Source organism: Kineococcus rubinsiae, assembly GCF_011839805.1.
GTDB classification, from domain to species: domain Bacteria; phylum Actinomycetota; class Actinomycetes; order Actinomycetales; family Kineococcaceae; genus Kineococcus; species Kineococcus rubinsiae.
The window spans coordinates 1-26,129 of sequence record NZ_VWPY01000043.1; the positions used below are offsets into that span (position 1 = coordinate 1).

Consider the following 26,129-nt stretch of genomic DNA (forward strand, 5'->3'; position numbering starts at 1 on the left):
GGGCGGGGTCGCCTCGGGGCCGCCGGGGTGGTTGGGCGCGCGGCGCTCGCGCGCCCGCCGCGCCGCCTCGGCGATCCGCTCGCGGCTGCGCGTCAGCGACCAGTTGTAGATCGCCGCTGCGGTGGAGGCCAGCACGCTGCCGACCGCCGCGCCCACGAGCGGTCCGTAGGAGCCGAGGCTCTTCAGCCCGGCCAGGGCGACGGCCGACGTGACGGCCGCGAGGGCGCCGCCGGCGATGCCGATCCAGTTGATGGTCAGGGTGGTCCGCGGGGATGTCTGCTCACTCATGCCGCCACCCATCGTCCCATCCGCGCACGGCGGCGCGGCACGGCTGGGGCGCTCGGGTGTGAAGCCCTCGTGCAGGTGCCGGTGGGGCGCGGTGGCTGCGCCCGCGCACGTCCGACACAGTGCTCCCATGACCATCTTGGTGCAGGACCTCAACCAGTGGAAGGGCGCTCCCGTGCTGGACGTCACCGACACGAAGATCGGGACGCTCGCGTCCGTGTACGTGGACGCGGCCACCGACGAGTGGCTGTTCGCCGCGCTGGAGACCGGGGTGATCGGGTTCAAGAAGGTCGTGTTCGTGCCGCTGGACCAGGCCGCCGTCGGCCGTCAGGACCTGCGCGTGGCGTTCTCCAAGGAGACCGTCAAGGCCGCGCCCGCCTTCGCCGTCGACGAGGAGCTCGGCCCGGAGGACGAGCCGCGCATCTTCGCCCACTACGCGATGGAGTACGTCCCGGCCGACACGCCCAGCGGCCGGCGCCTCGCCCGGCGCTGAGCGCTCAGCCCGTCAGCGACGCGACGCCCGCTGCGTCGCGTCGCTGACCTCGCCCACGAGCTCCTCGATGACGTCCTCGAGGAACACGACGCCCGTGACCTGGCCGGTGCTGTTCACGACCCGCGCCAGGTGGGCGCCGGAGCGCCGCATGGCGGCCAGCGCGTCCTCGACCTCCTCGGCGTCGCCGAGGGTGCCGAGCTGGCGGATCCGCTTCTCCGGCACCGGTTCGGTGTAGCGCTCGTCGTCGGCGTACAGGACGTCCTTGAGGTGCAGGTAGCCGTGCAGGTCGCCCGCGGCGTCCAGCACGGGGAACCGGCTGAACCCGGTGCGCGAGACCAGCGCCTCGACGTCGGCGGGGGTCGCGCCCTCGGTGAGGGTGCGCAGGTCGCCCAGCGGCACGGCGATGTCGCCGACGGCCCGGTCGGAGAACTCCAGCGCACCCGTCACGAGGCCGTGGGTGTCGTCGAGGGTCCCCTCGCGGCGGCTCTCGGCGACGATCGACTGCACCTCCTCGACGGTGAACGCCGACGCCACCTCGTCCTTGGGCTCGACGCCCACGGCGCGCAGCACGGAGTTCGTCACGGCGTTCAGGGCCCGGATGACGGGCCCGATGCAGCGCCCGAGCGCGACCAGCGGCGGTGCGAGCAGCAGGACCGCGCGGTCGGGACCGGCGATGGAGAGGTTCTTCGGGACCATCTCGCCGATGACGACGTGCAGGTAGACGACGACCGCCAGGGCGATGACCAGCGCGGCCGGGTGCACGAAGGCCTCGGGGATCCCGACGCCCTCGAAGAGCGGCTCCAGCAGGTGGGCCAGCGCGGGCTCGGCCACGGCGCCCAGGCCGAGCGAGCACAGCGTCACGCCGAGCTGGCACGTCGCCAGCATCAGGGAGACGTTCTCCATCGCCACGAGGGCCTGGCGCGCGCGGCCGCTCGTCGCGGCCAGCGGCTCGACCTGGCTGCGCCGGGCCGACAGCACGGCGAACTCGGCGCCGACGAAGAAGCCGTTGGCCAGCAGCAGGACGACGGCCAGCAGCAGGGAGGTGGTGCTGCTCACGCGGCACCCCCGGTGCCCGCCGCGGCGTCCTCGCGGACGTCGGCTCCCTCGGCGACCGGCAGGGGCCGCAGGCGCAGCCGCTCGACGCGGCGGCCCTCCATGCGGGCGACGCGCAGGACGGCGTGGCCCAGGCGGACCTCGTCGCCCACGACGGGGATGCGGGCCAGGCGGGACATGACGAACCCTCCGACGGTCTCGTAGGCGGGGTCGTCGGGGACCTCGACGCCGGTGCGGTCGCGGACCTCGTCCGGGCGGGCGAGCCCCGGCACGGTCCAGGAGCCGTCGCGGTGCTGGCGCAGGCCCCCGCGGTCGCGGTCGTGCTCGTCGGAGACGTCGCCGACGATCTCCTCGACGAGGTCCTCCAGCGTGACCACGCCGGCCGTGCCGCCGTACTCGTCGACGACGACCGCGAGCTGCAACCCGTTCTGCCGCAGCTGCAGCAGCAGCGGCTCCAGGCGCAGGGTGTCGGGGACGCGGCGCACCTCGGCCATCAGCGCGGCCGCGGGGACCTCGCCGCGGCGCTCGTGCGGCACGGCGACGGCGGCCTTGACGTGGACGGCGCCGATGACGTCGTCCAGGTCGTCGCCGGTCACCGGGAAGCGCGAGTGGCCCGTGCTGCGGGCGCGCGCGACGACGTCCGCGGCCGTCTCGTCGTGGCGCAGCGACTGCATCCGCACGCGCGGCGTCATGACGTCGGCGGCGGTCTGGTCGCCGAAGACGAGGGTCCGGCTCAGCAGGTTCGCCGTGCCCTCGTCGAGGGTGCCGAGGTCGGCCGAGCGGCGCACGAGCGAGGCGAGCTCGGCCGCGGAGCGGGCCCCGGAGAGCTCCTCCTGGGGCTCCACGCCGACGGCCCGGAGGATCCGGTTGGCGCTGCCGTTGAGCACCGTGATGAGCGGGCCCATGAACCAGGTGAAGCCGCGCTGCAGGGGGGCGACGAGCCCCGCGGTGCGCAGCGGGATCGAGAGCGCGAGGTTCTTGGGGACCAGCTCGCCGACGACCATCGAGAAGACGGTGGCGACGGCGACCGCGAGGACGGTCGACACGCTGGTCGCGGCGCCGTCGGGCAGGCCCGCCGACTCCAGCGGGCCCTGCAGCAGGGAGGCCAGCGACGGCTGGGTCAGGTAGCCGACGAGCAGGGTGGTCAGCGTGATGCCGACCTGCGCGCCCGAGAGCTGGGTGGACAGGGTCCGCAGCGCGGGCAGGACGCCGGCCGCCCGGCGGTCGCCGCCCTCGGCGGCCTTCTCGACCGAGAACCGGTCAAGCGTGACCAGCGCGAACTCGGCGGCCACGAAGACGGCCGTGCCGAGCGTCAGGAGCACCCCGACGAGCAGGAGGAGCCACTCCACGATCACGAGGGCTCCCCGGGCGGCGTCGGGCGGGGATGGTGAGGGGGGCCGCCGCGCGGCCCGGGAGGTGAACTCATGGCGGGGCCGATCCTACGGGCGCGAGGGCCTCGCGCGCCCTCCCGGCGGGAGCGGCCGGGGCACCGCGGGCGGCGGCGGGCTCAGAACAGCGTGTCGCCGGCCAGGAAGGTCGCGAGCGGCTGGACGCACCTGCGGGCCGCCCGCAGCAGCGAGTCGTGGCCGCACCCGCCCGCCACGAGCGTGGTCGCCGACGGCACGGCCGCGGCCATCTCGCGCGCGGCGACCCCGAAGTGCTCGGGGCTGCGCTCGCCCGTGAGCAGCAGGGCGCGCGCCGGCAGCTGGGCGTAGACGTCGGCCGGGGAGTTCAGCTGCAGCCCGGCGCGGGTCTCGGCCAGCACCTGCGGCAGCCGCGCCGCGGTCGAGCGGCCCCACTCCGTGCGCGCCAGGACCCCGCCGACGAGCCGCTGCACGCGCTCCGAGCGCCCGACCGCGGTGCGCCCCAGCGAGCTCGTGCGCAGGTGCCGGTCGAGGTGGGCGAGGGCGAGCTCCGGGGCGCCGGTCGCGAGCGCCCGCGCCGCCTGCTCCAGCGCCTCCTCGGGGACCGAGCCGTCCAGCGGCAGCACCGCGTCGTAGACCGCGACGCGGTCGATGCAGCGCAGCAGCAGCCCGCTGGTCGCGAGCAGCGCGACGAGGCCGCCGAGGCCGTGGCCGAGGACCAGCCGGGCCCCCGTGTGCGTGAGCACCGCGCCCAGCAGCGCGACGTCGTCGGCGACGGCGTAGCGCGCGCCGCCCCCGCCGACCTCCTCGCGCTCGTAGCGGTGGACGGTGAACTGCTCGCCCAGGCGCTCGGCCAGGCGCGCGTAGTCCGCGGCCGGGCGGGCGCCGTGCACGAGGACCAGGCCCGGGCCGCGTCCCTCGGTGGTGACGTCGACGGGCGAGCCGTCGGCCCGGCGCACCCCTTCGAGGATCACGCGCCGATCATCCCGCCCGTCACCAGCCCGCCGGCAGCGGGCGGCCCTCCTCGTAGCCCGCCGGCGACTGCAGGCCCACGACGGCGCGCTCGGCGAACTCCCCGACGCTGCGCGCGCCGACGTAGGTGAACGCCGACCGCACGCCCGAGGTGATCTGGTCCAGCAGGTCCTCGACGCCGGGGCGCTGGGGGTCCAGGTGCATGCGCGAGGAGGAGATGCCCTCCTCGAAGAGCCCCTTGCGGGCCCGCTGGAACGGCGAGTCGGCGCGGGTGCGGGCGGCGACGGCGCGGGCCGAGGCCATCCCGAAGCTCTCCTTGTACGGGCGGCCGTCGGCGTCGACCGCGAGGTCGCCGGGGCTCTCGTGCGTGCCCGCGAACCACGAGCCGACCATGACCTGGCTGGCCCCGGCCGCGAGCGCCAGCGCGACGTCGCGCGGGTGCCGGACGCCGCCGTCGGCCCACACGTGCTTGCCGAGCTCGGCCGCGGCGCGCGAGCACTCCAGGACGGCGGAGAACTGCGGGCGGCCGACGCCGGTCATCATCCGCGTGGTGCACATGGCGCCCGGGCCGACGCCCACCTTGGCGATGTCGGCGCCCGCGGCGACGAGGTCGCGCACGCCCTCGGCGGTCACGACGTTGCCGGCGACGACGGGCACGTCCGGGGAGACGCTGCGCACGGCCGCCAGGGCCTCGAGCATCTTGTCCTGGTGCCCGTGCGCGGTGTCGACGACGAGGCAGTCGACGCCCGCCGCCAGCAGCACCTTCGCCGTGCCGGCCACGTCGCCGTTGATGCCGATCGCCGCGCCGATGCGCAGGCGGCCGGAGGCGTCCAGGGCGGGCGCGTAGACGGTCGAGCGCAGGGCGCCCGTGCGGGTCAGGGCGCCGACGAGGCGGCCGTCGCGCACGACGGGCGCGAACCGGCGGCGGCCGGCGTGCAGGACCTCGAAGGCGGCCTCGAGGCCGTCGCGCTCGACGACGTCGGCCTCGATCGAGACGGGCTTCGTGCTCATGACGGCCGCGACCTGGGTGAAGCGGTCGACGTCCGCGCAGTCGGCCGCGGTGACGACGCCGAGCACCTCGCCGCCCTCGACGACGACGGCCGCCCCGTGCGAGCGCTTGGGCAGCAGGTGCAGCGCGTCGTGCACGGTGTCGCCCGGGGACAGCACGACGGGCGTCTCGAAGACGGGGTGGCGGCCCTTGACCCAGTCGACGACCTCGGCCACGACGTCCAGCGGGAGGTCCTGCGGCAGCACGGCCATCCCGCCGCGGCGCGCGATCGTCTCGGCCATCCGGCGCCCGGAGACGGCCGTCATGTTGGCCACCACGACGGGCACCGTCGTCCCGGTGCCGTCGCTGCTCGCCAGGTCGACGTCCAGGCGGGAGGTGACCGCCGAGCGCCCCGGGGCGAGGAAGACGTCGGAGTAGGTCAGGTCGTGGGTCGGCTGCTGGCCGCGGAGGAACTGCACGGCCTGAAGGGTAGGCGCCGGGGGCGGGTCCCGGGCAGGAGCGGGTCTCGTGGAGGACCGGTGCGCGCACAGCCCGCTCCCGGCCGGGGCACGGCGGGGCGGCCTACCCTGGCCGCATGAGCACGGGCAGCCACACCTCCCCGGCCTCGGGCCCCGCGACGAGCGTGGCGCAGGGCCCGGCCGGACCTCGCACGGCCGTGGTCGTCGAGGACGAGCCGACCATCGCCGACGCGGTCGCGCGCCGGCTGCGCGCGGAGGGCTACGCGGTGCACATCGCCTCCGACGGCCCCGGCGGGGTGGCGCTGTGCGAGGAGGTCGGCCCCGACGTCGTCGTGCTGGACGTGATGCTCCCGGGCTTCGACGGCCTCGAGGTGTGCCGCCGCGTGCAGGCCGCCCGGCCCGTGCCCGTCCTCATGCTCACGGCGCGCGACGACGAGACCGACAAGCTCGTCGGGCTGGGCGTGGGCGCCGACGACTACATGACCAAGCCCTTCTCGCTGCGCGAGCTGGTGGCGCGCGTCAACGGGCTGGTGCGCCGCGTCGAGCGCGCCCGCCAGCTCGTCGGCTCCCCCACCGCGGTCGGCAGCCTGCGCTTCCCGGTCGCCGGCGGCGAGCTCGAGGTCGACCGCGCGCAGCGCCGGGTCCGCCGCGCGGGCGCCGAGGTGCACCTGACGCCGACCGAGTTCGACCTGCTCGTCTGCCTGGCCACCTCGCCGCGCACGGTGCTGACCCGCGAGAAGCTGCTCGAGGACGTCTGGGACTGGGCCGACGCCTCCGGCACCCGGACGGTGGACAGCCACGTGAAGGCGCTGCGCCGCAAGCTCGGGGCCGACCTCGTCCGCACCGTGCACGGCGTCGGGTACGCCTTCGAGCCGGGCGGCGAGGGGGCCGCGGGGTGACCGCGCCCGTGTCCGGCGGCCAGCACCCCTCCTCCCAGCCCCACACCTCACCGCCCGCGGCCGGCGACGGCCCGTCCCTCGACCCGGGCCCCGTCACGGGCCCCATCTCGCGCGCCGAGCTGGCCGAGGCCGCCCGCCTGGCCGGGCGGCGCGCGTGGCCGGCCATGCGCCCGCTCGACCCCGTGCACTCCCTGAAGACCAAGCTGGCGCTGCTCGTCGGGATCACCGTCACGGTCGCCGTGCTGCTGGTGTGGCTGGCCCTGCGCCACCAGATCGGGCCCCGCTACACGCTGCCCGCCTCCATCCTCATCGCCCTCGTCGTGACGCAGGTCCTGGCCCGCGGCATGACGTCGCCGCTGCGCGAGATGACCGTGGCCGCGCGCGCCATGGCCACCGGCGACTACTCCCGGCGCGTGCGCTCGACCTCCAGCGACGAGGTCGGCGAGCTGGCCACCGCGTTCAACCGGATGGCCGAGGACCTCGAGGCCGTCGACCGGCAGCGGCGCGAGCTCGTCGCCAACGTCAGCCACGAGCTGCGCACGCCCGTCTCGGCGCTGCACGCCGTGCTGGAGAACGTCGTCGACGGCGTCACCGAGCCGGAGCCGGAGGTGCTGGCCACGGCGCTCGCGCAGACCGAGCGCCTCGGCCGGCTCGTCGAGCAGCTGCTGGACCTCTCGCGCCTGGACGCGGGCGCCGTGGCGCTGGACCGCGACGCCGTCGCGCTGCAGCCCTTCCTCGAGCAGGCGACGCGGGCCATGTCCATGACGGGCCGCGACGTCCGCTTCGTCGTGGACGTGCGCCCCGAGGGCCTGGAGGTCTCCGCCGACGCGGCCCGCCTGCACCAGGTCGTCGCCAACCTCCTCGACAACGCCTCGCGCCACTCCCCCGTCGGCGGGACCGTCACCGTCTCGGCGCACACCCTCGGCGAGGTCGTGCGGCTCTCGGTGCAGGACGAGGGCCCGGGCATCGCCGACGCCGACCGCGAGCGCGTCTTCGAGCGCTTCCACCGCGGGCACTCCCGCTCCGACGGCGGCACCGGCCTGGGCCTCGCGATCGCCCGCTGGGCCGTCCAGCTGCACGGCGGCACCATCCGCGTCGCGGCGACGCCGCCCGGCGGGGGCTGCCGCATCGACGTGCAGCTGCCGGCGAACGCCCCGAGCCCTTCCCGGTGACACGCCCGCCCTCGGGATAGGCTGGCCCACGCGTACGCGTAGACCCACACCGAGGAAGAAGGCGACTCCGCCGTGCCTCAGCAGCCCTCGCAGTCCGAGGACAAGCTCGCCACGTTCGGCCCCAACGAATGGCTCGTCGACGAGCTGTACGAGCAGTACCTGGCCGACAGGAACTCCGTGGACGAGGCGTGGTGGGACTTCTTCGCCGACTACTCCCCCGCGGACAACCCGGCCGGCAAGACGAGCGCCGCGAAGACCACCCCCGCCACGGGCACCGGGACCAACGGCCTGTCCCGCCCCGCGGGCAACGGCAACGGCGCCGGCACCGCCCCCGTGGGCAACGGCGCCGGCACGGCCCCCGCGCCGGCCGCCGCACCCGCGCCGAAGGCCCCCGCCCCCTCCGCCGCCGCGCCGGCCCCCGTGACGACGAGCCCGGCACCGACGCCGGCGCCGGCCGCGAAGCCCGCCGCGCAGCACTCCGACGCTCCCGCGACCCCGGCCGCGAAGGCCCCGGTCCGCCCCCCGGTCCCCGCCACCGCGGCGAAGGCCCCCGCGCCCGCCGCCGCCTCCGCCTCGTCTCCCACCACGGCGCCCGCCCCCGCGGGCGACACGGTCGAGAAGCTGCGCGGCCCCGCGGCCCGCGTCGTGGTCAACATGGAGGAGTCCCTCGAGGTCCCCACCGCGACCAGCGTGCGCGCCGTGCCGGCGAAGCTGATGGTCGACAACCGCATCGTCATCAACAACCACCTCAAGCGCGCGCGCGGCGGCAAGGTCTCCTTCACGCACCTCATCGGCTACGCGCTCGTCGAGGCGCTGCAGCAGATGCCGTCGATGAACGCGGCCTACACGACCGAGGGCGGCAAGCCCGCGGTCCTGCACCCCGCGCACGTCAACCTCGGCATCGCGATCGACCTGCCCAAGCCCGACGGCAGCCGCCAGCTCATGGTGCCGTCGGTGAAGGAGGCCGAGACCAAGACCTTCGCGGAGTTCTGGACGGCCTACGAGGACGTCGTGCGCCGCGCCCGCGCGGGCAAGCTCACGACGGCCGACTTCGCGGCCACGACCATCAGCCTCACCAACCCCGGCACCATCGGCACCGTGCACTCCGTGCCGCGCCTGGTGAAGGGGCAGGGCGCGATCATCGGCGTCGGCGCCATGGAGTACCCGGCCGAGTACCAGGGCTCCAGCGAGGACACGCTGAACCGCCTGGCCGTCAGCAAGGTCATCACGCTGACCTCGACCTACGACCACCGGATCATCCAGGGCGCGGGCTCGGGCGAGTTCCTCAAGCTCGTGCACGCCAAGCTGCTGGGCGAGGACGGGTTCTACGACCGCGTCTTCCAGTCGCTGCACATCCCCTACCAGCCCATCCGCTGGCTGCGCGACGTCTCGATCTCCCACGACGACCAGATCAACAAGACGGCGCGCGTCGTGGAGCTCATCCACGCCTACCGCGTGCGCGGTCACCTCATGGCCGACACGGACCCGCTGGAGTACCGCCAGCGGATGCACCCCGACCTCGAGATCGAGACCCACGGCCTGACGCTGTGGGACCTCGACCGCGAGTTCCCCACGGGCGGCTTCGGCGGCAAGGCGCACATGCGCCTGCGCGACGTGCTGGGGGTGCTGCGCGACTCCTACTGCCGCACCGTCGGCATCGAGTACATGCACATCCAGGAGCCGGACCAGCGCAAGTGGATCCAGGACCGGGTCGAGCGTCCCTACGCCAAGCCCAGCGCGCGCGAGCAGCTGCGCGTCCTGCGCCGCCTCAACGCGGCCGAGGCGTTCGAGACCTTCCTGCAGACGAAGTACGTGGGGCAGAAGCGCTTCAGCCTCGAGGGCGGCGAGAGCGTCATCCCGCTGCTGGACGCCCTGCTCTCGCGCTCCGCGACGGCCGGCCTCGACGAGGTCTGCATGGGCATGGCCCACCGCGGCCGCCTCAACGTCCTGACCAACATCGCCGGCAAGAGCTACAGCCAGGTGTTCCGCGAGTTCGAGGGCACCCAGGACCCGCGCACCGTGCAGGGCTCCGGCGACGTGAAGTACCACCTGGGCACCGAGGGGACCTTCACGGGCGAGGACGGCGAGCAGACCAAGGTCTACCTCGCGGCCAACCCCTCCCACCTGGAGGCCGTGAACCCCGTCCTGGAGGGCGTGGCGCGCGCCAAGCAGGACCGGATCAACCTGGCCGGCGCGTCGTTCCCCGTGCTCCCCGTGCTGCTGCACGGCGACGCGGCGTTCGCCGGGCAGGGCGTCGTGGCCGAGACGCTGAACCTGTCGCAGCTGCGCGGGTACCGCACCGGCGGCACGATCCACGTCGTCATCAACAACCAGGTCGGGTTCACCACCGCCCCCGCCTCGTCGCGCTCGTCGGTCTACTGCACCGACGTCGGCCGGATGATCCAGGCGCCGATCTTCCACGTGAACGGCGACGACCCCGAGGCGTGCGTGCGGGTGGCGCAGCTGGCGTTCGAGTTCCGCCAGGCGTTCGACAAGGACGTCGTCATCGACATGGTCTGCTACCGCCGCCGCGGTCACAACGAGGGCGACGACCCGTCGATGACGCAGCCCCTCATGTACTCCCTCATCGAGAAGAAGCGCAGCGTCCGCAAGCAGTACACCGAGCAGCTCATCGGCCGCGGCGACATCTCCGTCGAGGACGCCGAGGAGGCGCTGCGGGACTACTCGGCGCAGCTGGAGCGGGCCTTCGCGGAGACCAAGGACGACCACCAGGACGCCGAGGGCGCCGACGGCGACAGCCGCGGCGGCCTGGAGCGCCCGCGGGCGCAGGAGGCCGACGAGAACTCCACGGGCGAGGCGCCGCCGACCGCGGTCGACGCGTCCGTCCTGGCGCACGTCGGTGCGGTGCAGGCCAGCCCGCCGGAGGGCTTCACCGTCCACCCGAAGCTGCGCCAGCTGCTGGACAAGCGCCGGCAGATGTCCACCGAGGGCGGGATCGACTGGGGCTGGGGCGAGCTGCTGGCCTTCGGCTCCCTGCTGATGGAGGGCACGCCCGTCCGCCTCGCCGGCCAGGACAGCCGCCGCGGGACGTTCGTCTCGCGCCACGCGGTGCTGACCGACCGCGTCACGGGCGACGAGTGGACCCCGCTGATGTACCTCGGCGAGGGCCCCGACGGCCAGGCCCAGGCGCCGTTCTGGATCTACGACTCGCTGCTCAGCGAGTTCGCGGCCATGGGCTTCGAGTACGGCTACTCCGTCGAGCGGCCCGACGCGCTGGTCCTGTGGGAGGCGCAGTTCGGCGACTTCTTCAACGGCGCGCAGACCGTCATCGACGAGTTCATCTCCGCGGGCCAGCAGAAGTGGGGCCAGCGCTCCTCGGTCGTGCTGCTGCTGCCGCACGGCTACGAGGGCCAGGGCCCGGACCACTCCTCGGGGCGCATCGAGCGCTTCCTGCAGATGTGCGCCGAGGACAACATGACGGTGGCGGTGCCGTCGACCCCGGCGAGCTACTTCCACCTGCTGCGCCGCCAGGCCTACGCCCGCCCGCGCCGGCCGCTCGTCGTGTTCACGCCGAAGTCGATGCTGCGGCTGAAGGCCGCGCAGTCGGCCGTGGAGGACTTCACGACGGGCACGTTCCAGGAGGTCCTCGACGACACCGCGGGCCTGGACGCCTCGGCCGTCACGCGGGTCCTGCTGTGCAGCGGCAAGGTCTACTGGGACCTCGTCGCCGAGCGGACCAAGCGCGGCGACACGACCACGGCGGTCGTGCGCGTCGAGCAGCTCGCCCCGCTGCCCGTCGACCGCCTGCTGGAGGTGGCGCAGACGTACCCGGACGCCGAGGTGCGCTGGGTCCAGGAGGAGCCGACCAACCAGGGCGGGTGGCCGCACGTGGCCATGAACGTCTGGAAGCACCTCGGCACGCGCCTCGACGTGGTCGCCCGCCCGTCGTCGGCCTCGCCCGCCGCGGGCTCCGCCAAGCGCCACCAGGCCGAGCAGCGCCAGCTCGTCGAGCGGGCCTTCGACCGCTGACGCCGCTCCCCCGCCGACCACGGCCCCGCCGCCCCTCCCGGGTGGCGGGGCCGTCGTCTGCGGGCTGACCGTCCCCGGCCCGCGCGCGGGCTGACGGGGGCACCCGCGGCGGGCACTACCCTGGGGCCCGCCCCACCGACCGACCGACAGGAGCACCACGCACGTGCGCGAGGACCAGCTGTGAACGGCCGCTACGACGTGCGCGTGTGCCTCGTGGGCGACGAGTTCGTCACCGGCGTCGGCGACCCCCGCGCCCTGGGCTGGGCCGGCCGCGTCTCGGCCCGCACGCCGCGCGAGGACCGCGACATCACGATGTTCCCCCTGGGCGTGCCCGGGGAGCCGACGTCGGAGCTGTCCGCGCGATGGCGCGAGGAGACCGCCCGCCGCTTCGCGGGCGGGGACGAGCACCGCCTCGTCGTCGGGCTCGGCCACACCGACCTCGACGTCGGGACGACGCTGGCGCGCAGCCGCCTGAACCTCGCCAACATCCTCGACGAGTGCGAGGCCCGCGGGCTGCCGACGCTCGTGGTGGGTCCGACGCCCGTCTCCGACGCCGACCGCAACGAGCGCATCGGCGACCTCGCCGACGCCTTCGCCGACGTCTGCGCGCGCCGCCGGGTGTCCTACGTCGACACGTTCTCCCCGCTGGCCACCCACGAGGACTGGTTCGCCGACCTCGCGGCCGGCGACGGCGTCCACCCCGGCCAGGCCGGGTACGGCCTGCTGGCGTGGCTCGTGCTGCACAGCGGCTGGTACGACTGGCTGGGCGTCCCCCAGCCCTGAGGCGGCCGGGACCTGCGCCCTGCTCCCGACGACGCCGTCAGAGCACGTGGCGCAGGTACCGCTGCGGCGCGTCCAGGAAGAAGCGCCAGTTCCGCACGATCGTGAGCTCCTCCCACGTCGTGGGCGTGATGCCGTCCTCGTCGAGCTGCAGGACGGTCGCGCCCGGCAGGGCCGTCAGCAGCGGCGAGTGCGTGGCACACAGCACCTGCTTGCCGTCGTCGGCCATCCGCGCCAGGGAGCCCGCCAGCAGCAAGCAGTTGTCGAAGCTCAGCGCCGACTCGGGCTCGTCGAGCAGGACGAGCCGCGCCTCGCGCAGCCACCGGCTCTGCAGGACCTCGACGAACCCCTCGCCGTGGCTGACGCCGTGCAGCGGGTGCGGGCTGGTCGGCTCGCCCTCGCCGTCCCACGCCGCGTCCTCGAGGTAGCTGTAGAAGCGGTGCATCGTCTCGGCGCGCAGGAAGAACGCCCCGCCGGTCCCGCCCGGCGAGGACACGACCCGCAGCCGCGCGGCGAGGCCCGAGCGGTCGGTCCCCCGGCTGCGGGCGCCGCCCGCGCGGTGCGCGCTGCCGCCGCCGTCGGGGTGGACGCCGACGGCCTCGGCGACGGCCTCCACCACCGTGGACTTCCCGGCCCCGTTCTCGCCCACGAGGAAGATCACGCCGGCGGGCAGGTCGAGCCCGCGGGTCAGCAGCTGGTGCACGGCGGGTACCGAGTCGGGCCACGCTGCGGGGTCGACCGCGGCGTCCGGGTGACGCTCCACGCGACGCACGGGTCGGACGCTGCGGGCCATGTGGTTGAGTCTGCTGGATGGCCACCCCGGACCTCCTGCTCGGACCCCTCCTGCGCTACGTCGACGACGCGCGGGCCACCGTGTGGGTCGAGACGAGCGCCGCCTGCGAGGTCGAGGTCGTCGTCGACCTCCCCGGCGGCGACGTCCTGCGCAGCAGCAGCGAGACCCTCGGCCTGCACGGGCACCACTACGCGCTGCTCGTCGTCGAGGGCCTCCCGGCGGGCGAGCGTCTGCCGTACCGCATCGAGGTCGCGGGGGCGCGGCTGTGGCCGCCGGTCGAGGAGTCCTGGACCTGGCCCGCGAGCGAGATCCGCACCCCCGACCTGGGCACGCCCCTGCGGCTGGCCTTCGGCTCGTGCCGGCGCGCGGGCGACGACGACCCCGCCTCGGTCGAGCTCGTCGGCGTCGACGCCCTGAGCACGCTGGCGCGCCGGATGGTCACCCAGCACGCGGACGAGCAGAGCTGGCCGGACCTGCTGCTCTTCGCGGGCGACCAGGTCTACGCGGACGACCCGACCCCCGCGATCGTGGACCGCCTGCGCGAGCGGCACCAGGGCCGCGCGGACGGCGACTCGGCCGTGCGCGACGAGATCGGGGACTTCGAGGAGTACACCTGGCTGTACCGGGAGACGTGGGGCCCGGACGCCGTGCGCTGGCTGCTCTCGACCGTGCCGACGTGCATGCTCCTGGACGACCACGACCTGCGCGACGACTGGAACACGTCGCAGTCGTGGCGCGAGGAGATGGCCCGCCAGCCCTGGTGGCGCGAGCGCGTGACCGGGGCCTTCGCGAGCTACTGGGTCTACCAGCACCTCGGCAACCTCTCCCCCGACGAGCTGGCCGAGGACCGCCTCCTGGGCGAGCTGCGGGCCGCGCCGGACGAGGAGACCCGCAACCGGCTCATCGACGACTTCGCCCGTGCCGCCGACGACGAGCCGTCGAACGCGCGCTGGAGCTTCTCGCGCGACCTCGGCACGACGCGGCTGCTGGCGATCGACTCGCGCTGCGCGCGGCGCCTGGCGCCGGACGACCGGCACATGACCGACGCCGCGGAGTGGGAGTGGGTGCACGACCAGGCCACGGGCGCCGACCGCGACGAGCCCCTGCAGCACCTGCTGCTGGCCACGACGCTGCCCGCGTTCCTGCTGCACGGCATCCACCACGCGGAGGGCTTCGACGAGGCCGTCGCCGAGGGCGCCTGGGGCCGGTGGGCCCAGGGCCCCGCCGAGAAGCTGCGGCAGGCCGCCGACCTCGAGCACTGGGCCGCGTTCCGGCGCTCCTTCGACGACCTGGTGGCGCTGCTGCGGGAGGTCGCCAGCAGCCCGCAGCGGCCCGCGAGCGTCCTGCTGCTGTCCGGCGACGTGCACTGCAGCTACACCGCGCGGGTGCGCCTGCCCGGGGTCGACGTCGACCGCACGGTCGTGCACCAGCTGGTGATGTCGCCGTTCCGCAACCCGCTCAACCGGCAGATGCAGATCGCCAACAAGCTGCTCGACTCACGCCCCGTGCGGGCGCTGACGCGCCTGCTGGCGCTGTCGGCCGGGGTGCGCGAGCCGATGGTCGACTGGGACGTCGAGCAGGGCCCGTGGTTCGACAACGGCGTCATGACCGTCGTGCTGGCCGAGGACGGGGCGGCGGACGTCGAGGTCGACCACGCCCTGCTCAAGGACGGTCACCAGGTGCTCACGCGCACGGCCGACGTGTCCCTGCGCCCCGCCCGGAGCCGGCGGCGGATGGTCACGTCTGTGTGACGTCGTCCCCCCAGGTGGGCAGGGTGTACGCCCCAGGGCCTCCGCGTGGTCCAGACTGTGCACGCTCTCACCCCCTACCTGGAGGTCTCCGTGCCCGTCCGCCCCACCCCGCGCCGCTCGTTCCTGCTCGTCGCCGGCAGCGTCGCCGCCGGGGCCCTGGCCCTCGCGGGCTGCGGCTCCGACTCGCTGTCCACCGGCAGCGGCTCGTCGTCGACCTCCTCGTCCGCCGCCGCCACCGGCAGCAGCGACGCCGCGCTCTTCGCGATGCTGCCGCAGTCCGTGCAGGACTCGAAGGTCCTGCGGGTCGGCACGAACGCCGAGTACGCCCCCAACGAGTTCCTGCAGGGCAGCGACGTCGTCGGCATGGACATCGACGTCATGAACGCCGTGGCCGCGAAGCTGGGCGTGAAGGCGGAGTACAGCAACGCCTCGTTCGACTCCCTCATCACGGGCGTCACCGGCAACCGCTACGACGCGGCGATCTCCTCGTTCACCATCAACGCCGACCGCCTGGCCCAGGTCAACATGGTCCAGTACTACAGCGCGGGCACGCAGTGGGTCGTCAAGAAGGGCAACCCCGAGGCGATCGACCCCGAGAACGCCTGCGGCAAGACGGTCTCGGTGCAGAGCGGCACGACGCAGTCCGACGACGACCTGCCGGTGCGCCAGAAGGCCTGCACCGACGCGGGCAAGCCCGAGATCACCGTGCTGCCCTTCGGCTCGCAGCAGGACGCGACCAACGCGCTGCAGCAGGCCCGGGTGCAGGCGATGCTGGCCGACTCCCCGATCTCCGCGTACGCGGTGAAGCAGACCGGGGACCAGCTGGAGCTGGCCGGTGACGTCTACGACGCGGCCCCCTACGGCATCGTCGTGCCGAAGGCGCAGACGCAGACCGCCGACGCGATCTCCAAGGCCCTCGCGGCCATCGCCGCGGACGGCGGCTACGACACGGCTCTGGGCAACTGGGGCGGCGACACGGGCGCCGTCACCGAGTTCCCGGTCAACCCGGCGTCGTGAGCACGCCCGCCGCTCCGGGTGAGCGCCCGGGCCGCATCGACGCCGTCGAGGTGCGCCACCCGTGGCGGTGGGTCTCGGTCGCCGTCATCGCGGTGCTCGTGCTGATGCTCGCCCACCTGCTGGTCACGAACCCCGCGTTCGACTGGTCCTTCACCCTCGAGGCGATGAACCAGAGCACCGTGATCCGCGGGTTCCTCATCGGCACCCTCCTGACGACGGTGCTGTCGATGACCGTCGGGATCCTCGGCGGGGTGCTGCTGGCCGTGCTGCGCCTGTCGGAGAACCGCGTGCTGTCCAGCGTCAGCTGGGTGTTCACGTGGTTCTTCCGCGGCGTGCCGCGCTACGTCCTGCTGGGGTTCACGGGCAGCCTCGGCGCGCTGTTCGGCACCGGCCTCTCGATCGGCGTGCCGTTCGACTTCCTGTTCTCGTCGTGGTTCGGGACGCCGGAGCTGCGGGCCTTCACCATCGGCCAGCAGAGCGTCTACGACCTGCTCGGCTCCACCATCGTCGGCGGCATCGTCGGCCTGGGGCTGTCCGAGGCCGCCTACATGGCGGAGATCGCCCGCGCGGGCATCCTCAGCGTCGACCGCGGCCAGCACGAGGCCGCGGAGGCGCTGGGCATGTCCCGGACCCTGGCGATGCGCCGCGTCGTGCTGCCGCAGGCGATGCGCGTCATCGTGCCCCCCACGGGCAACGAGGTCATCGCGATGCTGAAGGACACGTCGCTGCTCGTCGCGATCCCCGTGACCGTCGAGCTCTTCTACCAGCTCGGCCAGATCGGCCAGCAGACCTACCAGGTGGTGGCCACGAACATGGCGGCGATCCTCTACTACTTGATCGCCACGTCGATCCTCATGGTCGGGCAGTACTTCCTGGAGCGGCGCTTCGGCCGCGGGTTCGGCACGTCCACCGCGGCGCGCCCGGCCGCCGCCGGTGTGAGCCTCGGTGCGGGAGGGGCGAAGTGAGCGAGCCCCTGGTCCGCGCGGTCAACGTCTCGAAGTCCTTCGGCCACGTCGAGGTCCTCAAGGGCATCGACCTCGAGGTGGACGCGGGCGAGGTCGTCTGCCTGCTCGGCCCGTCCGGGTCGGGCAAGACGACGTTCCTGCGCTGCATCAACCACCTCGAGCGCATCGACGGCGGGCGCATCTGGGTCGACGGCGACCTCATCGGCCTCGCCGAGCGCGGCGGGCGGCTGCACCGCCTGCCCGACAAGCAGATCGCCGAGCAGCGCCGGGACATCGGCATGGTGTTCCAGCGGTTCAACCTGTTCCCGCACATGACGGCCCTGGAGAACGTGGTCGAGGCGCCCGTGAAGGTCCGGGGCGAGAAGCGCGCCGCCGCCGAGCAGCGCGCCCTGGCCCTGCTCGAGCGCGTCGGGCTGGGCGACCGGACGGGGAACTACCCCTCGCAGCTGTCCGGCGGCCAGCAGCAGCGGGTCGCGATCGCCCGCGCCCTGGCCATGCAGCCCAAGCTCATGCTGTTCGACGAGCCCACGTCCGCGCTGGACCCGGAGCTCGTCGGCGAGGTCCTCGCGGTGATGCGGGAGCTCGCCGCGGACGGCACGACGATGATCGTCGTGACGCACGAGGTGGCGTTCGCCCGCGAGGTCGCCGACCAGGTCGTGTTCATGGACGCGGGCGTCGTCGTCGAGCGCGGCCGCCCCGACGACGTCCTCGGCAACCCGAAGCACGAGCGCACCCGCACCTTCCTGGCGCGCATGCGCACGGGCGAGCAGACCACGTCGGCGCCCCCCGCGGCCGGCTGAGGAGGAGCCGGGCCCGGTCAGGCCGATCAGGTCAGGCGGGCCCGGCGAGCTCCTCGAACAGCCCCAGCGGGTTCCCCCACGGGTCGGCGAGGTCGGTCCAGGCCACCACGCCCGGCACGACCTCCGGGTCGTCGACGGCGACCCCGTCGGCCCGCAGCGCGGCCACGGCCGCGGTCAGGTCGGCCACGCCGAAGCGCACGCGGAACGACGAGGGCGTCACGTCGGTGGCCGCGGTCGCCACCTGCAACCAGGCGCCCGGGACGACCTCCCACTCGTGCAGGTCGTCGACGGGCGTGACGTCGGGGCCGCGGCCCAGCAGCCGGGAGTACCAGGCGACGGCGTCGGGGCCCTCCCCGGTGCGCACGAGGAAGGTCACGGCGTCCACGCGGGGCAGGGTCACGACGATCACCCTCGGGCGGCGCCGACCACGGTGTCAACGGCCGTCCGCGCGTCGGCGGCGGTGTCCAGGCGGTCCCCCGGGCGCAGCGCGCCGCCCTCGACGACGACGGCGTAGAACCCCATGACGTCCGAGCCGTAGGTGCGCACCAGCATCTGCGGCACGGGCAGGTCGCGGCGGCCGGTGCCGGGTTCCACCTCGGTGGCGGCGCAGCGCGCGGTGGGCTGGACCCCGCGGAAGCGCACGCCCCCGACCGAGAACTCGCGCCCCACGAGGTCGGCCTCCGCGAACGCCGGCAGGCCGTCGAGGTGGACGTTGGCGCGGAAGCGCAGCGGGTCCAGCGTCGTCGCGGTGCGCTCGGCCAGGTCGCGCACCGAGGCCAGGTTGAGGAACGACACGGCGTTCATGAGGGCGTCGGAGTCGACCGCCACGTCGGTGAAGCGGCGCCCCGGCTCCACGGCGTGCACGGGCCGCACCCCGGGCGGCAGGTCGAGCACGCGCGAGAAGAACGCGAGCGCGGCCGCGATCCCGTCGTCGTCGCCCAGGTCGGCGTCGAGGACGACGTGGTCGCGCACGCGGACGGTGAAGCGGCCCGTCGTGGGTTCGAGGTGGGTGTCGAGCCCCGCGAGGCGCTCCTCGGCGACGAGGACGAAGAACTCCCGCTTCGACACGGGTTCGCGCAGGCCCGGCCGGTAGGCGCCGCCCGGCCGGGCCAGGGCGATCACGCGGTCGTGCGGGAAGCCCTCGCCCGCCCGCAGGGGCACGGCGTCCAGCCGCTGCGGGCTGAGGCCCTTGACCGGGTAGACCCAGAGGCTCTCGACGTGGGCGCTCACCCGCCGAGCGTAGCGAGCGGGCCCCCCGCGCCCCGGTGCGCGGCGGCGGGAGCGACCGGGGCGACGAGCTCGTCGGGGGCGCGGCGGGTGCGCCCGGCGTCGGTGGCGACGGCGAGGCCCTCCCGCACCCAGTACTCGAACCCGCCGATCAGCTCCTGCACCCGGGTGTGGCCGGCGGAGGCCAGCGCGAGCGCGGCGCGCGTGGAGCCGTTGCACCCCGGGCCCCAGCAGTAGACGACGACCGCGGTGTGCAGGTCCGCCACCAGCTCCCCGATGCCCGCCAGCAGCCGGTCGCCGGGCAGGTGCACCGCGCCGGGGATGCGGCCCTGGCTCCACGCCGCGGCCGAGCGGACGTCGAGGACGAGCGCGGAGGTGCCCGCGGCGCGGGCCGCGGCGAGGTCGGCGGGGTCGGTCTGGTGGGTCAGCCTGGCGGTGAAGAAGTCCACGGCCGAGATCGGTGTCTGCATGCCTCCATCGAAGCGGGATGCCGACGCACCGACCAGGGCCGTCGAACGGCGTTCCGGCCCCTTCACCGTCGATCCGCGGGTAGTTTCGTCGTCATGGCGACGGAATCCCGGCTCCCCCTGGACGCGACCGACCGCAGCATCCTCGAGCACCTGCAGCGCGACGGCCGGATCAGCGTCGCCGACCTGGCCCGGGCGATCAGCCTCTCGGCCAGCGCCACCGCCGACCGCCTGCGCCGCCTGGGCGACACGGGCGTCGTCACCGGCTTCGGCGCGACCCTCGACCCCGAGGCCCTCGGCTACGCGGTGACGGCCTTCGTGCGCCTGGCCTACCCGACGGGCAACTACAAGCCGTTCCACGACCTCCTCGACACGACGCCGGAGGTCGTGGAGGCCCACCACGTCACCGGCGACGACTGCTTCGTGCTGAAGGTGCTCGCCCGCTCCATGCGCGACCTCGAGCGCATCACCGGGAAGCTGGCCACCCTCGGCGGCATCACCACGAGCGTCGTCTACTCCAGCCCCCTGCCCCACCGGCGCCTGACCCCCGCCTGACGAAGCGTCGAGGGGGGTGCAGCGGCTTCAGGAGCCCGGCAGGAACAGGCAGAAGGGGTGCCCGGCCGGGTCGAGGTAGACGCGCACGCCCTCCTGCGGCTGGAATGCGGCGAGCACGGCCCCGCCCGCCTCGGCGTGCGCGCCGGCGGCCGCCAGGTCGTCGACCTCGACGTCGAGGTGCAGCTGCAGGCGCTGGTCGCCGTCACCCGCGGGCCACACGGGCGGGACGTGGTGCGGCTCGGCCTGGAAGGACAGCCGGTGCCCGCCCCCGGGCGGGCCGATCGACACCCACTCCGGCGAGTCCTCGACGAGGTCCCAGCCGAGCAGGTGGCGGTAGAAGGCGGCGAGCGCCCGCGGGTCGGGGGCGTCCAGCGTGGTGGCGACGAGGGTCGCGCGGGGCCGGTCCATGGCGGGAGGGTGCCACCACCCTCCGACGACGGCGCGGGGACGGCGGCGGGGCCGAGGCTGGTCGAGCGCCGTCGACCACCCGGGTGGTGCGCCAGGCACATCAACGGGTTGAGGTGGGGCGTCCGGGTGCCGATGAGGAGCGGGCACCCGCTCCTGCAGCACCGATCCGTGAGGCCGACACCGCATGCCGTTCCCGTTCCGCGCCACCTCGCTCCGCTCGCAGCTGGTCCTGCCCGGCGTCGGTGCCGTCGTCGTCACCGCCGGGCTGCTCAGCGGCCTGACCGCGGTGCAGGTCGGCCACCTCTCCGAGGGCACCTCCGCCGACGTGCGGACCCTGTCGGAGCAGCAGCTGCGCGACGCCGGCCAGCAGGTCGATGCGACCGTCGCGGCCCAGGCTGCCGCCGTGCAGGAGCAGCTCGACGGCGACCTGCGGGTGACGCAGGACAAGCTCGCCGCCCTCGGCGCGTCGGCCACCGGCGCCCCGGCGACGTGGACCGCGACCAACCAGACGACGAAGGAGCAGACCGGCGTCACCCTGCCGCGCCTGCTCTTCGGCTCGACGTGGCTCGGCCAGCAGGCCGACCCGGCGGTGGCCGTCGCGGGCATCGACGACGCGGCCCGCCTCACCGGTGCGGCCGTCACCGTCTTCCAGCGCATGGACGGCGCGGGCGACATGCTGCGCGTCGCCACCACGGTGGTCAACGCCAAGGGCCGGCGGAACATCGGCACCTACATCCCGGCCATCGGCGCGGGCGGGGCCGCGAACCCCGTCGTGGCGGCCCTGCTGGCGGGGGAGACCTACCACGGCACCGCGACGGTGGCGGACCAGCAGTACGTCACCGTCTACGAGCCGCTGAAGCGCGGCGACGAGGTCGTCGGGGCGGTCTTCGTCGGCCTGCCGCAGGACGCCGTGACCGCGGACCTCCGCCGCCGGCTCGCCGACGCGACGCTCGGCGGCACCGGGTCCTTCGGCATCTTCTCCAGCGCCGCGGCCGCCAAGGGCACCGCCGTGGTCGCCCCCGCGGGCGGCGTCGACGGCACGCCCATGCTCGACGCGAAGGACGTCCACGGCGACCCCTACGTCGCCCGCCTGCTGGCCACGGCCGCGGACCTCGGGCCCGGCGAGTTCACGACGACCACGGTCGACCTGCCCGGCGGCCGCCAGACCGTCGGCGTCTCGCGCTACCCCGCCTACGACTGGGTCGTCACGAGCTGGCTGCCCGACGCCGACACCGCGGCGGTGACCAACCGCGTGCGCTCGAGCGGCGACGCCCTGGTGCGCACCACGCTCCTGACCGGTCTCGCCGTCGCGCTGGCCATGGCCGTCCTCATCGGCCTGCTCGCGCGCACGCTCGTGCGCCGCATCGGCCGCCTCACCGACGCCCTGGTCCGGGTCGCCGACCGCGACCTGTCCGCGCCGGGCGGCGCGGACGACGGCCGCGACGAGATCGGCGCCATGAGCCGCGCGCTGGACGCCGCCATCACCGCCATGCGCGACGCGCTGCGCGCCGTGAGCGCCGGCGCCAGCCGGGTGACCGGCACCGCCGACGACCTGGCCGGGGCGAGCGCCCGCCTGTCGCAGACGGCCGACGCGACGTCCGCGGAGATCGGCCGCGTCGCGAACGACGCCGGCAGCGTCTCCGGCGGCGTGCACGAGGTCTCCGCCGCCGTCGAGCAGCTGCGCGCGGCGGCCGACGACGTCTCCTCGACCACCAGCACCGTCTCCGTCGTCGCCGGCGAGGCGGTCCACCTCGCGGAGGCCGCGACGGGCACCGTCGAGCGGCTCGGGGAGTCCTCGCAGCAGATCGCCGACGTCCTGCGGACCATCACGGCGATCGCCGCGCAGACCAACCTGCTGGCGCTCAACGCGACCATCGAGGCCGCGCGGGCCGGCGAGGCCGGCGCCGGGTTCGCCGTCGTCGCTGAGGAGGTCAAGGAGCTGGCCCGCCAGACCGCCCGGGCCACCGAGGAGATCGCCCCCACCCTCACCGCCGTCCGCGCGGAGGCCGCCGCGGTGCGTGCGGACATCTCGCAGATCTCCGCCACGATCGGCCAGGTCGACGAGCTCCAGACGACGATCGCGTCCGCGGTCGCCGAGCAGCTGGCCACGACCACGGCCGTCAGCGGAACCCTGCACGACGCCGCGGCGCGCTCCGGCGGGATCGCGAGCGCCCTGTCGCAGACGGCCGACGCGGTCGACGGGACGACCGCCCAGGTCGGGGCCGTGCGCTCGGCGGTCTCCGACCTCGCCCAGGTCGCGGGCGACCTCGACGCCCAGGTCCGTCAGTTCCGGTTGGGCTGAGCCTTCCCGGGCGTGCCGGCGGACGCCGTGGGCGTCCCCGGCACGCTGTCGAAGGGGCTGCCGCCGCGGCGGTCGAGCTCCAGGGTGACGGCGTAGCCGTAGACGGTGAGGGCCGTGAACACCCACAGCCACAGGCACACGGCGACCGCGCCGCCGACCTGGGTGAGCCCGCCGAAGGGCGCGCCGAGGTCGACGGGGATGGCGAGGAAGACGACGAAGCCCTGCAGGAACCCGGACACGAAGGCCCCCGTGGCGTAGGCGCCCCAGATGCTCGCCTTCCACGAGGGCCGCTTGGGGCCGAGCACCCGGTAGACGTAGACCAGCACGGGTGACACGACGAGCCAGTCGACGTTCAGCGCGACGTAGAACGCGAGCGCGCTCTCGGTGACCTCGCCCGTGCCGAAGCGGCGGGCCAGGAACGGGGCCACCTCCAGCACGGCGAGCAGCCCGACCGGGGCGAGCAGCAGCAGGGGCAGGGCCGCGAGCCGCACCCGCCAAGACCCCACCCGACCCTTCACCGCCTCGGGTGCGGGTTCGGGGTGACGGACGCTGACCCGGGCGAAGCCGCGCCGCAGCCCCTCGCCGTAGACGGTGGCCGGGACGAGGGCGACGAGGGCGGCGACCCAGCTCACGTCGAGGGACGTCCGCACCAGGGTGAGGACGACGTCGCCCGCGTGCTGCGCGGCCGGCAGGGCCTGGCCGACGGCCCCACCGAGCACGAGGACGCGGTCCCGGCCGACGACACCGCTGAGGATCTTGACGGCCACGAGCAGCGACGGGACGAGGGCGATGGCCGCGTAGAAGGTCACCCCCGCGGAGATCAGGAACAGGTCGTGCCCGCGGAGCCGGTCGTGCACGTCGCGGAAGACCCGGCGCACCGCAGCCCGGCGTCCGGGCGGGGTGACGACCTGGGCGGCTGCCCTCACGCGGGGTGGGCGGCGACGGGCGTGCGCGTCCGGTGCCGGTCCATGCCCGCAGTCTGCCAGGACGCACCCCGGCGGGCAGGACCAGGACCGCGCGGCGGGCGCCGAGGTGCACGCGGGGTGCTCGCGCCCGCCCCCGGGCCGCTCGACGGCGGGACCTCCGACGCGGGATGGTCGGGGCGTGAGCACCGACGACGGCCGCGACCCGGTCGACCACCGGGCCGCTCTCGCGCGCGAGCAGGAGGCCCTGCTCGCGCTGGTCACCGCGACTCCCGCGGCGCTGGACGCCCGCGTCCCGGCCTGCCCGGCCTGGTCGGTGCGCGACCTGCTCGCCCACCTGGCCGGGGTGCACCGCTGGGCCGTCGCCCTGGTGCGGACCCCGCCGCACGAGCCGGGGCCCGGCGGCCACGGACCGAGCGCGGCCGCCGACGTCGTGCACGACTACGCGCTGGCCGCCACGCAGCTGCGCGCGGCCCTGGCCGACCCGCCCCGGCCCTGCCGGACCCTCGACGGCCCGGGCACGGACGACTGGTGGGCGCGGCGGCAGCTGCACGAGACGTTGGTGCACCGCGTCGACGTCGAGCAGGCGCTCGACCTCACCAGCACGGCCGCGGAGGCCGTCGTCCGGGACACCGTCGCGGAGGTGCTCGACACGATGCTGCCCCGGCAGGTGCGGCTCAGCCGCGCGGTGCTGCCCTCAGGTGTGGCCGTCGACCTCGTGGCCCCGGGTGCGCGGTGGCGGCTCGGCGAGTCGGGACCGGCCGCCGCGTCGAGCGTCACCGGGCCGGCGCTCGTCCTGGCCCAGCTGCTGTGGCGGCGGACGACGGCCGACGACCCCCTCCTGCACGTGACCGGCGACCCCGCGGCGCTGCGGGCGGTGCTGGCGCAGCCCCTGACGCCGTAGGGCCTCGCGGGCCTCAGCGCAGGCGCCGGGCCCGCAGGACCGCGTCGGTGGTGTGGTGCGAGCCCGCCCCCGAGGCGACGCGGCGAGGCCGCTTCTCGTGGACCTCCACGACCCAGTCGTCGTCCAGCAGGCGGGCGACGTCGTCGGGCACGACGTAGTCGGCGGGGTCGAAGCCGGCGGTGCGCGCGTGCTCGGTGTCGACGTCGGCGTGGTGCACGACGAGCAGGGTCCCGCCGACGGCGACCGCGGCGAGCAGGGCCCGCTCGGCGGCGACGTCGCCCGGGGCGGGGCGCCGCAGCGCGGGGTACTGCGCGGACACCAGGCCGAAGCCCGCGGGCGGCAGGTCGGTGTCGAGCAGCCCGGCGTGGTGCCACTCGACCTCGACCCCGGCCCCGCGCGCGTGCCCGGCGGCCCGCTCCAGCGCGACCCGGGAGACGTCCAGGGCGCTCACGCGCCAGCCGCGGGCGGCGAGCCACACGGCGTCCGCGCCCTCGCCGCAGCCCACGTCCAGGACGGTGGTGGGTGCGAGCCCCTCCACCTCGGCGACCAGGGCCCCGTTGGGCTCCCCGCTCCAGATGCGCCCCGGCCCGGCGTAGCGCTCGTCCCACTCGGCGGCGGCGGCGGGGTCGGGACCGGGCGAGGTGTGCGTCATGCCGACAGCGTCCCCCGGGGGACGGCGTGACGTCACGGCGTCGTGCCGTTCCGGCAAGAACCTCGCGGGGTACCGCGGCGCACCCCGCGCTCAGGTCGTTCGCGCCCGCAGGACGTCGACCTCGCAGCCCGGCGCGAACGGGTCGAAGCCGTGCTGCACCAGCCAGCGGACGGCCGACAGGCTCCGCCACGACCACCACCCGCGGACCACGTCGAGGTCCACCGCCGCCCCGTACCCCATGAGCACGTCGTCCAGGCGGTCCTCGTGCCCGAGGGTGAGGACGGCGAGGTCGAAGAGGGCGTCGCCCCGCGACGCCTCGGACCAGTCGATCACCGCGGTGACCTCGTCGCCGTGGACGAACACGTGGCCGGTCTGCAGGTCGCCGTGCACGAAGACCGGCGTCCACGGCCGCAGCACGGCCTCGGCCACCCGGCGGTTGCGCCGGACCAGGTCGGCGGGCAGCACGCCGTTCGCGGTGAGCCACGCGCACTCGCGGTCGAGGTCGGCGGCGACCGCGTCCAGACGGCGGCCGGGCCACGGCGGCAGGGGCGCGTCGTGCAGCCGGCGCACGGCGGCGCCCGCCGCGGCCCAGGCGGACGGCGGGGCGGTCTCGGCGTGCCCCAGCCGCCCCAGCGCCGTGCCGGGCACGGCGGCGAGCGCGAGCACGGGCGGCTGCCGCCAGAGCACCTGCGGGGTCGGGACGGGCGCGAGGGCCATGGCGGCCACCTCGACCTCGGTGCGCGCCGGGTCGGCGTCGACCTTGAGGAACACCTCCCCGACGCGCAGGGTCGCGCGCTCGCGGTGGGCGACGACGACCTCGACCTCGGGCACGGCGCTCATCCTCGCCGGACCGCGGCGCGGCGGCGACGGAGTTCCCGGCGGAGGTCTGC

At 75.1% G+C, this 26,129-nt stretch carries 24 protein-coding genes and 1 pseudogene; 12 read left to right on the plus strand and 13 right to left on the minus strand.

The annotated features are described in order from the left end of the window. Positions 1 to 288 (minus strand): annotated as a pseudogene (locus F1544_RS17280) (hypothetical protein); the annotation flags it as partial. 127 nt (positions 289 to 415) lie between these two features. On the opposite strand from F1544_RS17280, the gene F1544_RS17285 reads away from it, so the two are divergent. Beyond that, positions 416 to 778 (plus strand): PRC-barrel domain-containing protein, encoded by a 363-nt coding sequence (locus F1544_RS17285; protein WP_167587373.1) that lies wholly within the window; start codon positions 416 to 418, stop codon positions 776 to 778. A 12-nt stretch (positions 779 to 790) separates the two neighbouring features. On the opposite strand, the gene F1544_RS17290 is transcribed toward F1544_RS17285, so the two are convergent. From F1544_RS17290 to F1544_RS17305, 4 genes are all read right to left on the minus strand, one after another. Beyond that, positions 791 to 1,834, minus strand: coding sequence for a hemolysin family protein (locus tag F1544_RS17290; protein WP_167587374.1), 1,044 nt, complete (start codon positions 1,832 to 1,834; stop codon positions 791 to 793). Continuing rightward, a complete protein-coding gene (locus tag F1544_RS17295) occupies positions 1,831 to 3,183 on the minus strand; it encodes a hemolysin family protein (protein ID WP_167587400.1) in 1,353 nt (450 codons plus the stop codon). The genes F1544_RS17290 and F1544_RS17295 overlap by 4 nt, the downstream gene beginning before the upstream one ends. Positions 3,184 to 3,338: 155 nt before the next feature. Further along, positions 3,339 to 4,169 (minus strand): alpha/beta fold hydrolase, encoded by an 831-nt coding sequence (locus F1544_RS17300; protein ID WP_167587375.1) that lies wholly within the window; start codon positions 4,167 to 4,169, stop codon positions 3,339 to 3,341. Positions 4,170 to 4,188: 19 nt separating this feature from the next. Beyond that, positions 4,189 to 5,634: a GuaB1 family IMP dehydrogenase-related protein gene (locus F1544_RS17305; protein ID WP_167587376.1), complete on the minus strand. Its 1,446-nt coding sequence runs from the start codon at positions 5,632 to 5,634 to the stop codon at positions 4,189 to 4,191. Positions 5,635 to 5,750: 116 nt separating this feature from the next. Between F1544_RS17305 and F1544_RS17310 the strand changes: the two genes are divergently transcribed. The 4 genes from F1544_RS17310 to F1544_RS17325 all read left to right on the plus strand — a co-directional run bounded on the left by F1544_RS17310 (position 5,751) and on the right by F1544_RS17325 (position 12,478). Beyond that, positions 5,751 to 6,533 (plus strand): response regulator transcription factor, encoded by a 783-nt coding sequence (locus tag F1544_RS17310; RefSeq protein ID WP_167587377.1) that lies wholly within the window; start codon positions 5,751 to 5,753, stop codon positions 6,531 to 6,533. A 164-nt stretch (positions 6,534 to 6,697) separates the two neighbouring features. Next, positions 6,698 to 7,705 (plus strand): sensor histidine kinase, encoded by a 1,008-nt coding sequence (locus F1544_RS17315; RefSeq protein WP_167587401.1) that lies wholly within the window; start codon positions 6,698 to 6,700, stop codon positions 7,703 to 7,705. 72 nt (positions 7,706 to 7,777) lie between these two features. After that, positions 7,778 to 11,695: a multifunctional oxoglutarate decarboxylase/oxoglutarate dehydrogenase thiamine pyrophosphate-binding subunit/dihydrolipoyllysine-residue succinyltransferase subunit gene (locus tag F1544_RS17320; protein WP_167587378.1), complete on the plus strand. Its 3,918-nt coding sequence runs from the start codon at positions 7,778 to 7,780 to the stop codon at positions 11,693 to 11,695. A gap of 180 nt (positions 11,696 to 11,875) precedes the next feature. Beyond that, complete coding sequence (locus tag F1544_RS17325) at positions 11,876 to 12,478, plus strand: GDSL-type esterase/lipase family protein (RefSeq protein WP_167587379.1); 603 nt, start codon at positions 11,876 to 11,878, stop codon at positions 12,476 to 12,478. Between the two features lie 37 nt (positions 12,479 to 12,515). Here F1544_RS17325 and F1544_RS17330 read toward each other — a convergent pair whose 3' ends face one another. Further along, positions 12,516 to 13,268: an AAA family ATPase gene (locus tag F1544_RS17330; protein ID WP_167587380.1), complete on the minus strand. Its 753-nt coding sequence runs from the start codon at positions 13,266 to 13,268 to the stop codon at positions 12,516 to 12,518. Between the two features lie 17 nt (positions 13,269 to 13,285). On the opposite strand from F1544_RS17330, the gene F1544_RS17335 reads away from it, so the two are divergent. Genes F1544_RS17335 through F1544_RS17350 form a run of 4 tightly spaced genes read left to right on the plus strand, consistent with a single transcriptional unit; the run spans position 13,286 to position 17,801 of the window. After that, a complete protein-coding gene (locus F1544_RS17335; protein WP_167587381.1) occupies positions 13,286 to 15,019 on the plus strand; it encodes a DUF7800 domain-containing protein in 1,734 nt (577 codons plus the stop codon). A gap of 45 nt (positions 15,020 to 15,064) precedes the next feature. Beyond that, positions 15,065 to 16,036 (plus strand): ABC transporter substrate-binding protein, encoded by a 972-nt coding sequence (locus F1544_RS17340; RefSeq protein WP_167587382.1) that lies wholly within the window; start codon positions 15,065 to 15,067, stop codon positions 16,034 to 16,036. Further along, positions 16,033 to 17,001: an amino acid ABC transporter permease gene (locus tag F1544_RS17345; RefSeq protein ID WP_167587383.1), complete on the plus strand. Its 969-nt coding sequence runs from the start codon at positions 16,033 to 16,035 to the stop codon at positions 16,999 to 17,001. The genes F1544_RS17340 and F1544_RS17345 overlap by 4 nt, the downstream gene beginning before the upstream one ends. After that, positions 16,998 to 17,801 (plus strand): amino acid ABC transporter ATP-binding protein, encoded by an 804-nt coding sequence (locus F1544_RS17350; protein ID WP_308470149.1) that lies wholly within the window; start codon positions 16,998 to 17,000, stop codon positions 17,799 to 17,801. Before F1544_RS17345 ends, F1544_RS17350 begins: the two co-directional genes overlap by 4 nt. Positions 17,802 to 17,832: 31 nt before the next feature. Here F1544_RS17350 and F1544_RS17355 read toward each other — a convergent pair whose 3' ends face one another. From F1544_RS17355 to F1544_RS17365, 3 genes are read right to left on the minus strand one after another with little or no spacing between them, the layout of a single operon-like run. Continuing rightward, on the minus strand, positions 17,833 to 18,201 hold the full coding sequence (locus tag F1544_RS17355; RefSeq protein ID WP_167587384.1) for a VOC family protein: 369 nt from the start codon (positions 18,199 to 18,201) through the stop codon (positions 17,833 to 17,835). Positions 18,202 to 18,206: 5 nt separating this feature from the next. Further along, the gene (locus F1544_RS26520) at positions 18,207 to 19,031 is read right to left on the minus strand and encodes an MOSC domain-containing protein (protein ID WP_167587385.1); all 825 of its coding nucleotides are present in this window, start codon (positions 19,029 to 19,031) and stop codon (positions 18,207 to 18,209) included. After that, positions 19,028 to 19,498 (minus strand): rhodanese-like domain-containing protein, encoded by a 471-nt coding sequence (locus F1544_RS17365; protein WP_167587386.1) that lies wholly within the window; start codon positions 19,496 to 19,498, stop codon positions 19,028 to 19,030. The genes F1544_RS26520 and F1544_RS17365 overlap by 4 nt, the downstream gene beginning before the upstream one ends. 93 nt (positions 19,499 to 19,591) lie before the next feature. Between F1544_RS17365 and F1544_RS17370 the strand changes: the two genes are divergently transcribed. After that, complete coding sequence (locus tag F1544_RS17370) at positions 19,592 to 20,050, plus strand: Lrp/AsnC family transcriptional regulator (protein ID WP_167587387.1); 459 nt, start codon at positions 19,592 to 19,594, stop codon at positions 20,048 to 20,050. Positions 20,051 to 20,077: 27 nt separating this feature from the next. On the opposite strand, the gene F1544_RS17375 is transcribed toward F1544_RS17370, so the two are convergent. After that, a complete protein-coding gene (locus F1544_RS17375; RefSeq protein ID WP_167587388.1) occupies positions 20,078 to 20,458 on the minus strand; it encodes a VOC family protein in 381 nt (126 codons plus the stop codon). A gap of 184 nt (positions 20,459 to 20,642) precedes the next feature. Here F1544_RS17375 and F1544_RS17380 point away from each other — a divergent pair, with 184 nt between their 5' ends. Further along, complete coding sequence (locus F1544_RS17380) at positions 20,643 to 22,760, plus strand: methyl-accepting chemotaxis protein (protein WP_167587389.1); 2,118 nt, start codon at positions 20,643 to 20,645, stop codon at positions 22,758 to 22,760. On the opposite strand, the gene F1544_RS17385 is transcribed toward F1544_RS17380, so the two are convergent. Next, positions 22,742 to 23,686, minus strand: coding sequence for a YihY/virulence factor BrkB family protein (locus F1544_RS17385; protein ID WP_208972098.1), 945 nt, complete (start codon positions 23,684 to 23,686; stop codon positions 22,742 to 22,744). The genes F1544_RS17380 and F1544_RS17385 overlap by 19 nt on opposite strands. Before the next feature lie 178 nt (positions 23,687 to 23,864). Here F1544_RS17385 and F1544_RS17390 point away from each other — a divergent pair, with 178 nt between their 5' ends. Continuing rightward, on the plus strand, positions 23,865 to 24,587 hold the full coding sequence (locus F1544_RS17390) for a maleylpyruvate isomerase family mycothiol-dependent enzyme (RefSeq protein WP_167587390.1): 723 nt from the start codon (positions 23,865 to 23,867) through the stop codon (positions 24,585 to 24,587). A gap of 13 nt (positions 24,588 to 24,600) precedes the next feature. Here F1544_RS17390 and F1544_RS17395 read toward each other — a convergent pair whose 3' ends face one another. Both F1544_RS17395 and F1544_RS17400 read right to left on the minus strand, forming a co-directional pair. Continuing rightward, positions 24,601 to 25,239 (minus strand): class I SAM-dependent methyltransferase, encoded by a 639-nt coding sequence (locus F1544_RS17395; protein WP_167587391.1) that lies wholly within the window; start codon positions 25,237 to 25,239, stop codon positions 24,601 to 24,603. Between the two features lie 90 nt (positions 25,240 to 25,329). Further along, positions 25,330 to 26,070 (minus strand): phosphotransferase family protein, encoded by a 741-nt coding sequence (locus F1544_RS17400; RefSeq protein WP_167587392.1) that lies wholly within the window; start codon positions 26,068 to 26,070, stop codon positions 25,330 to 25,332. Positions 26,071 to 26,129: the final 59 nt, after the last annotated feature.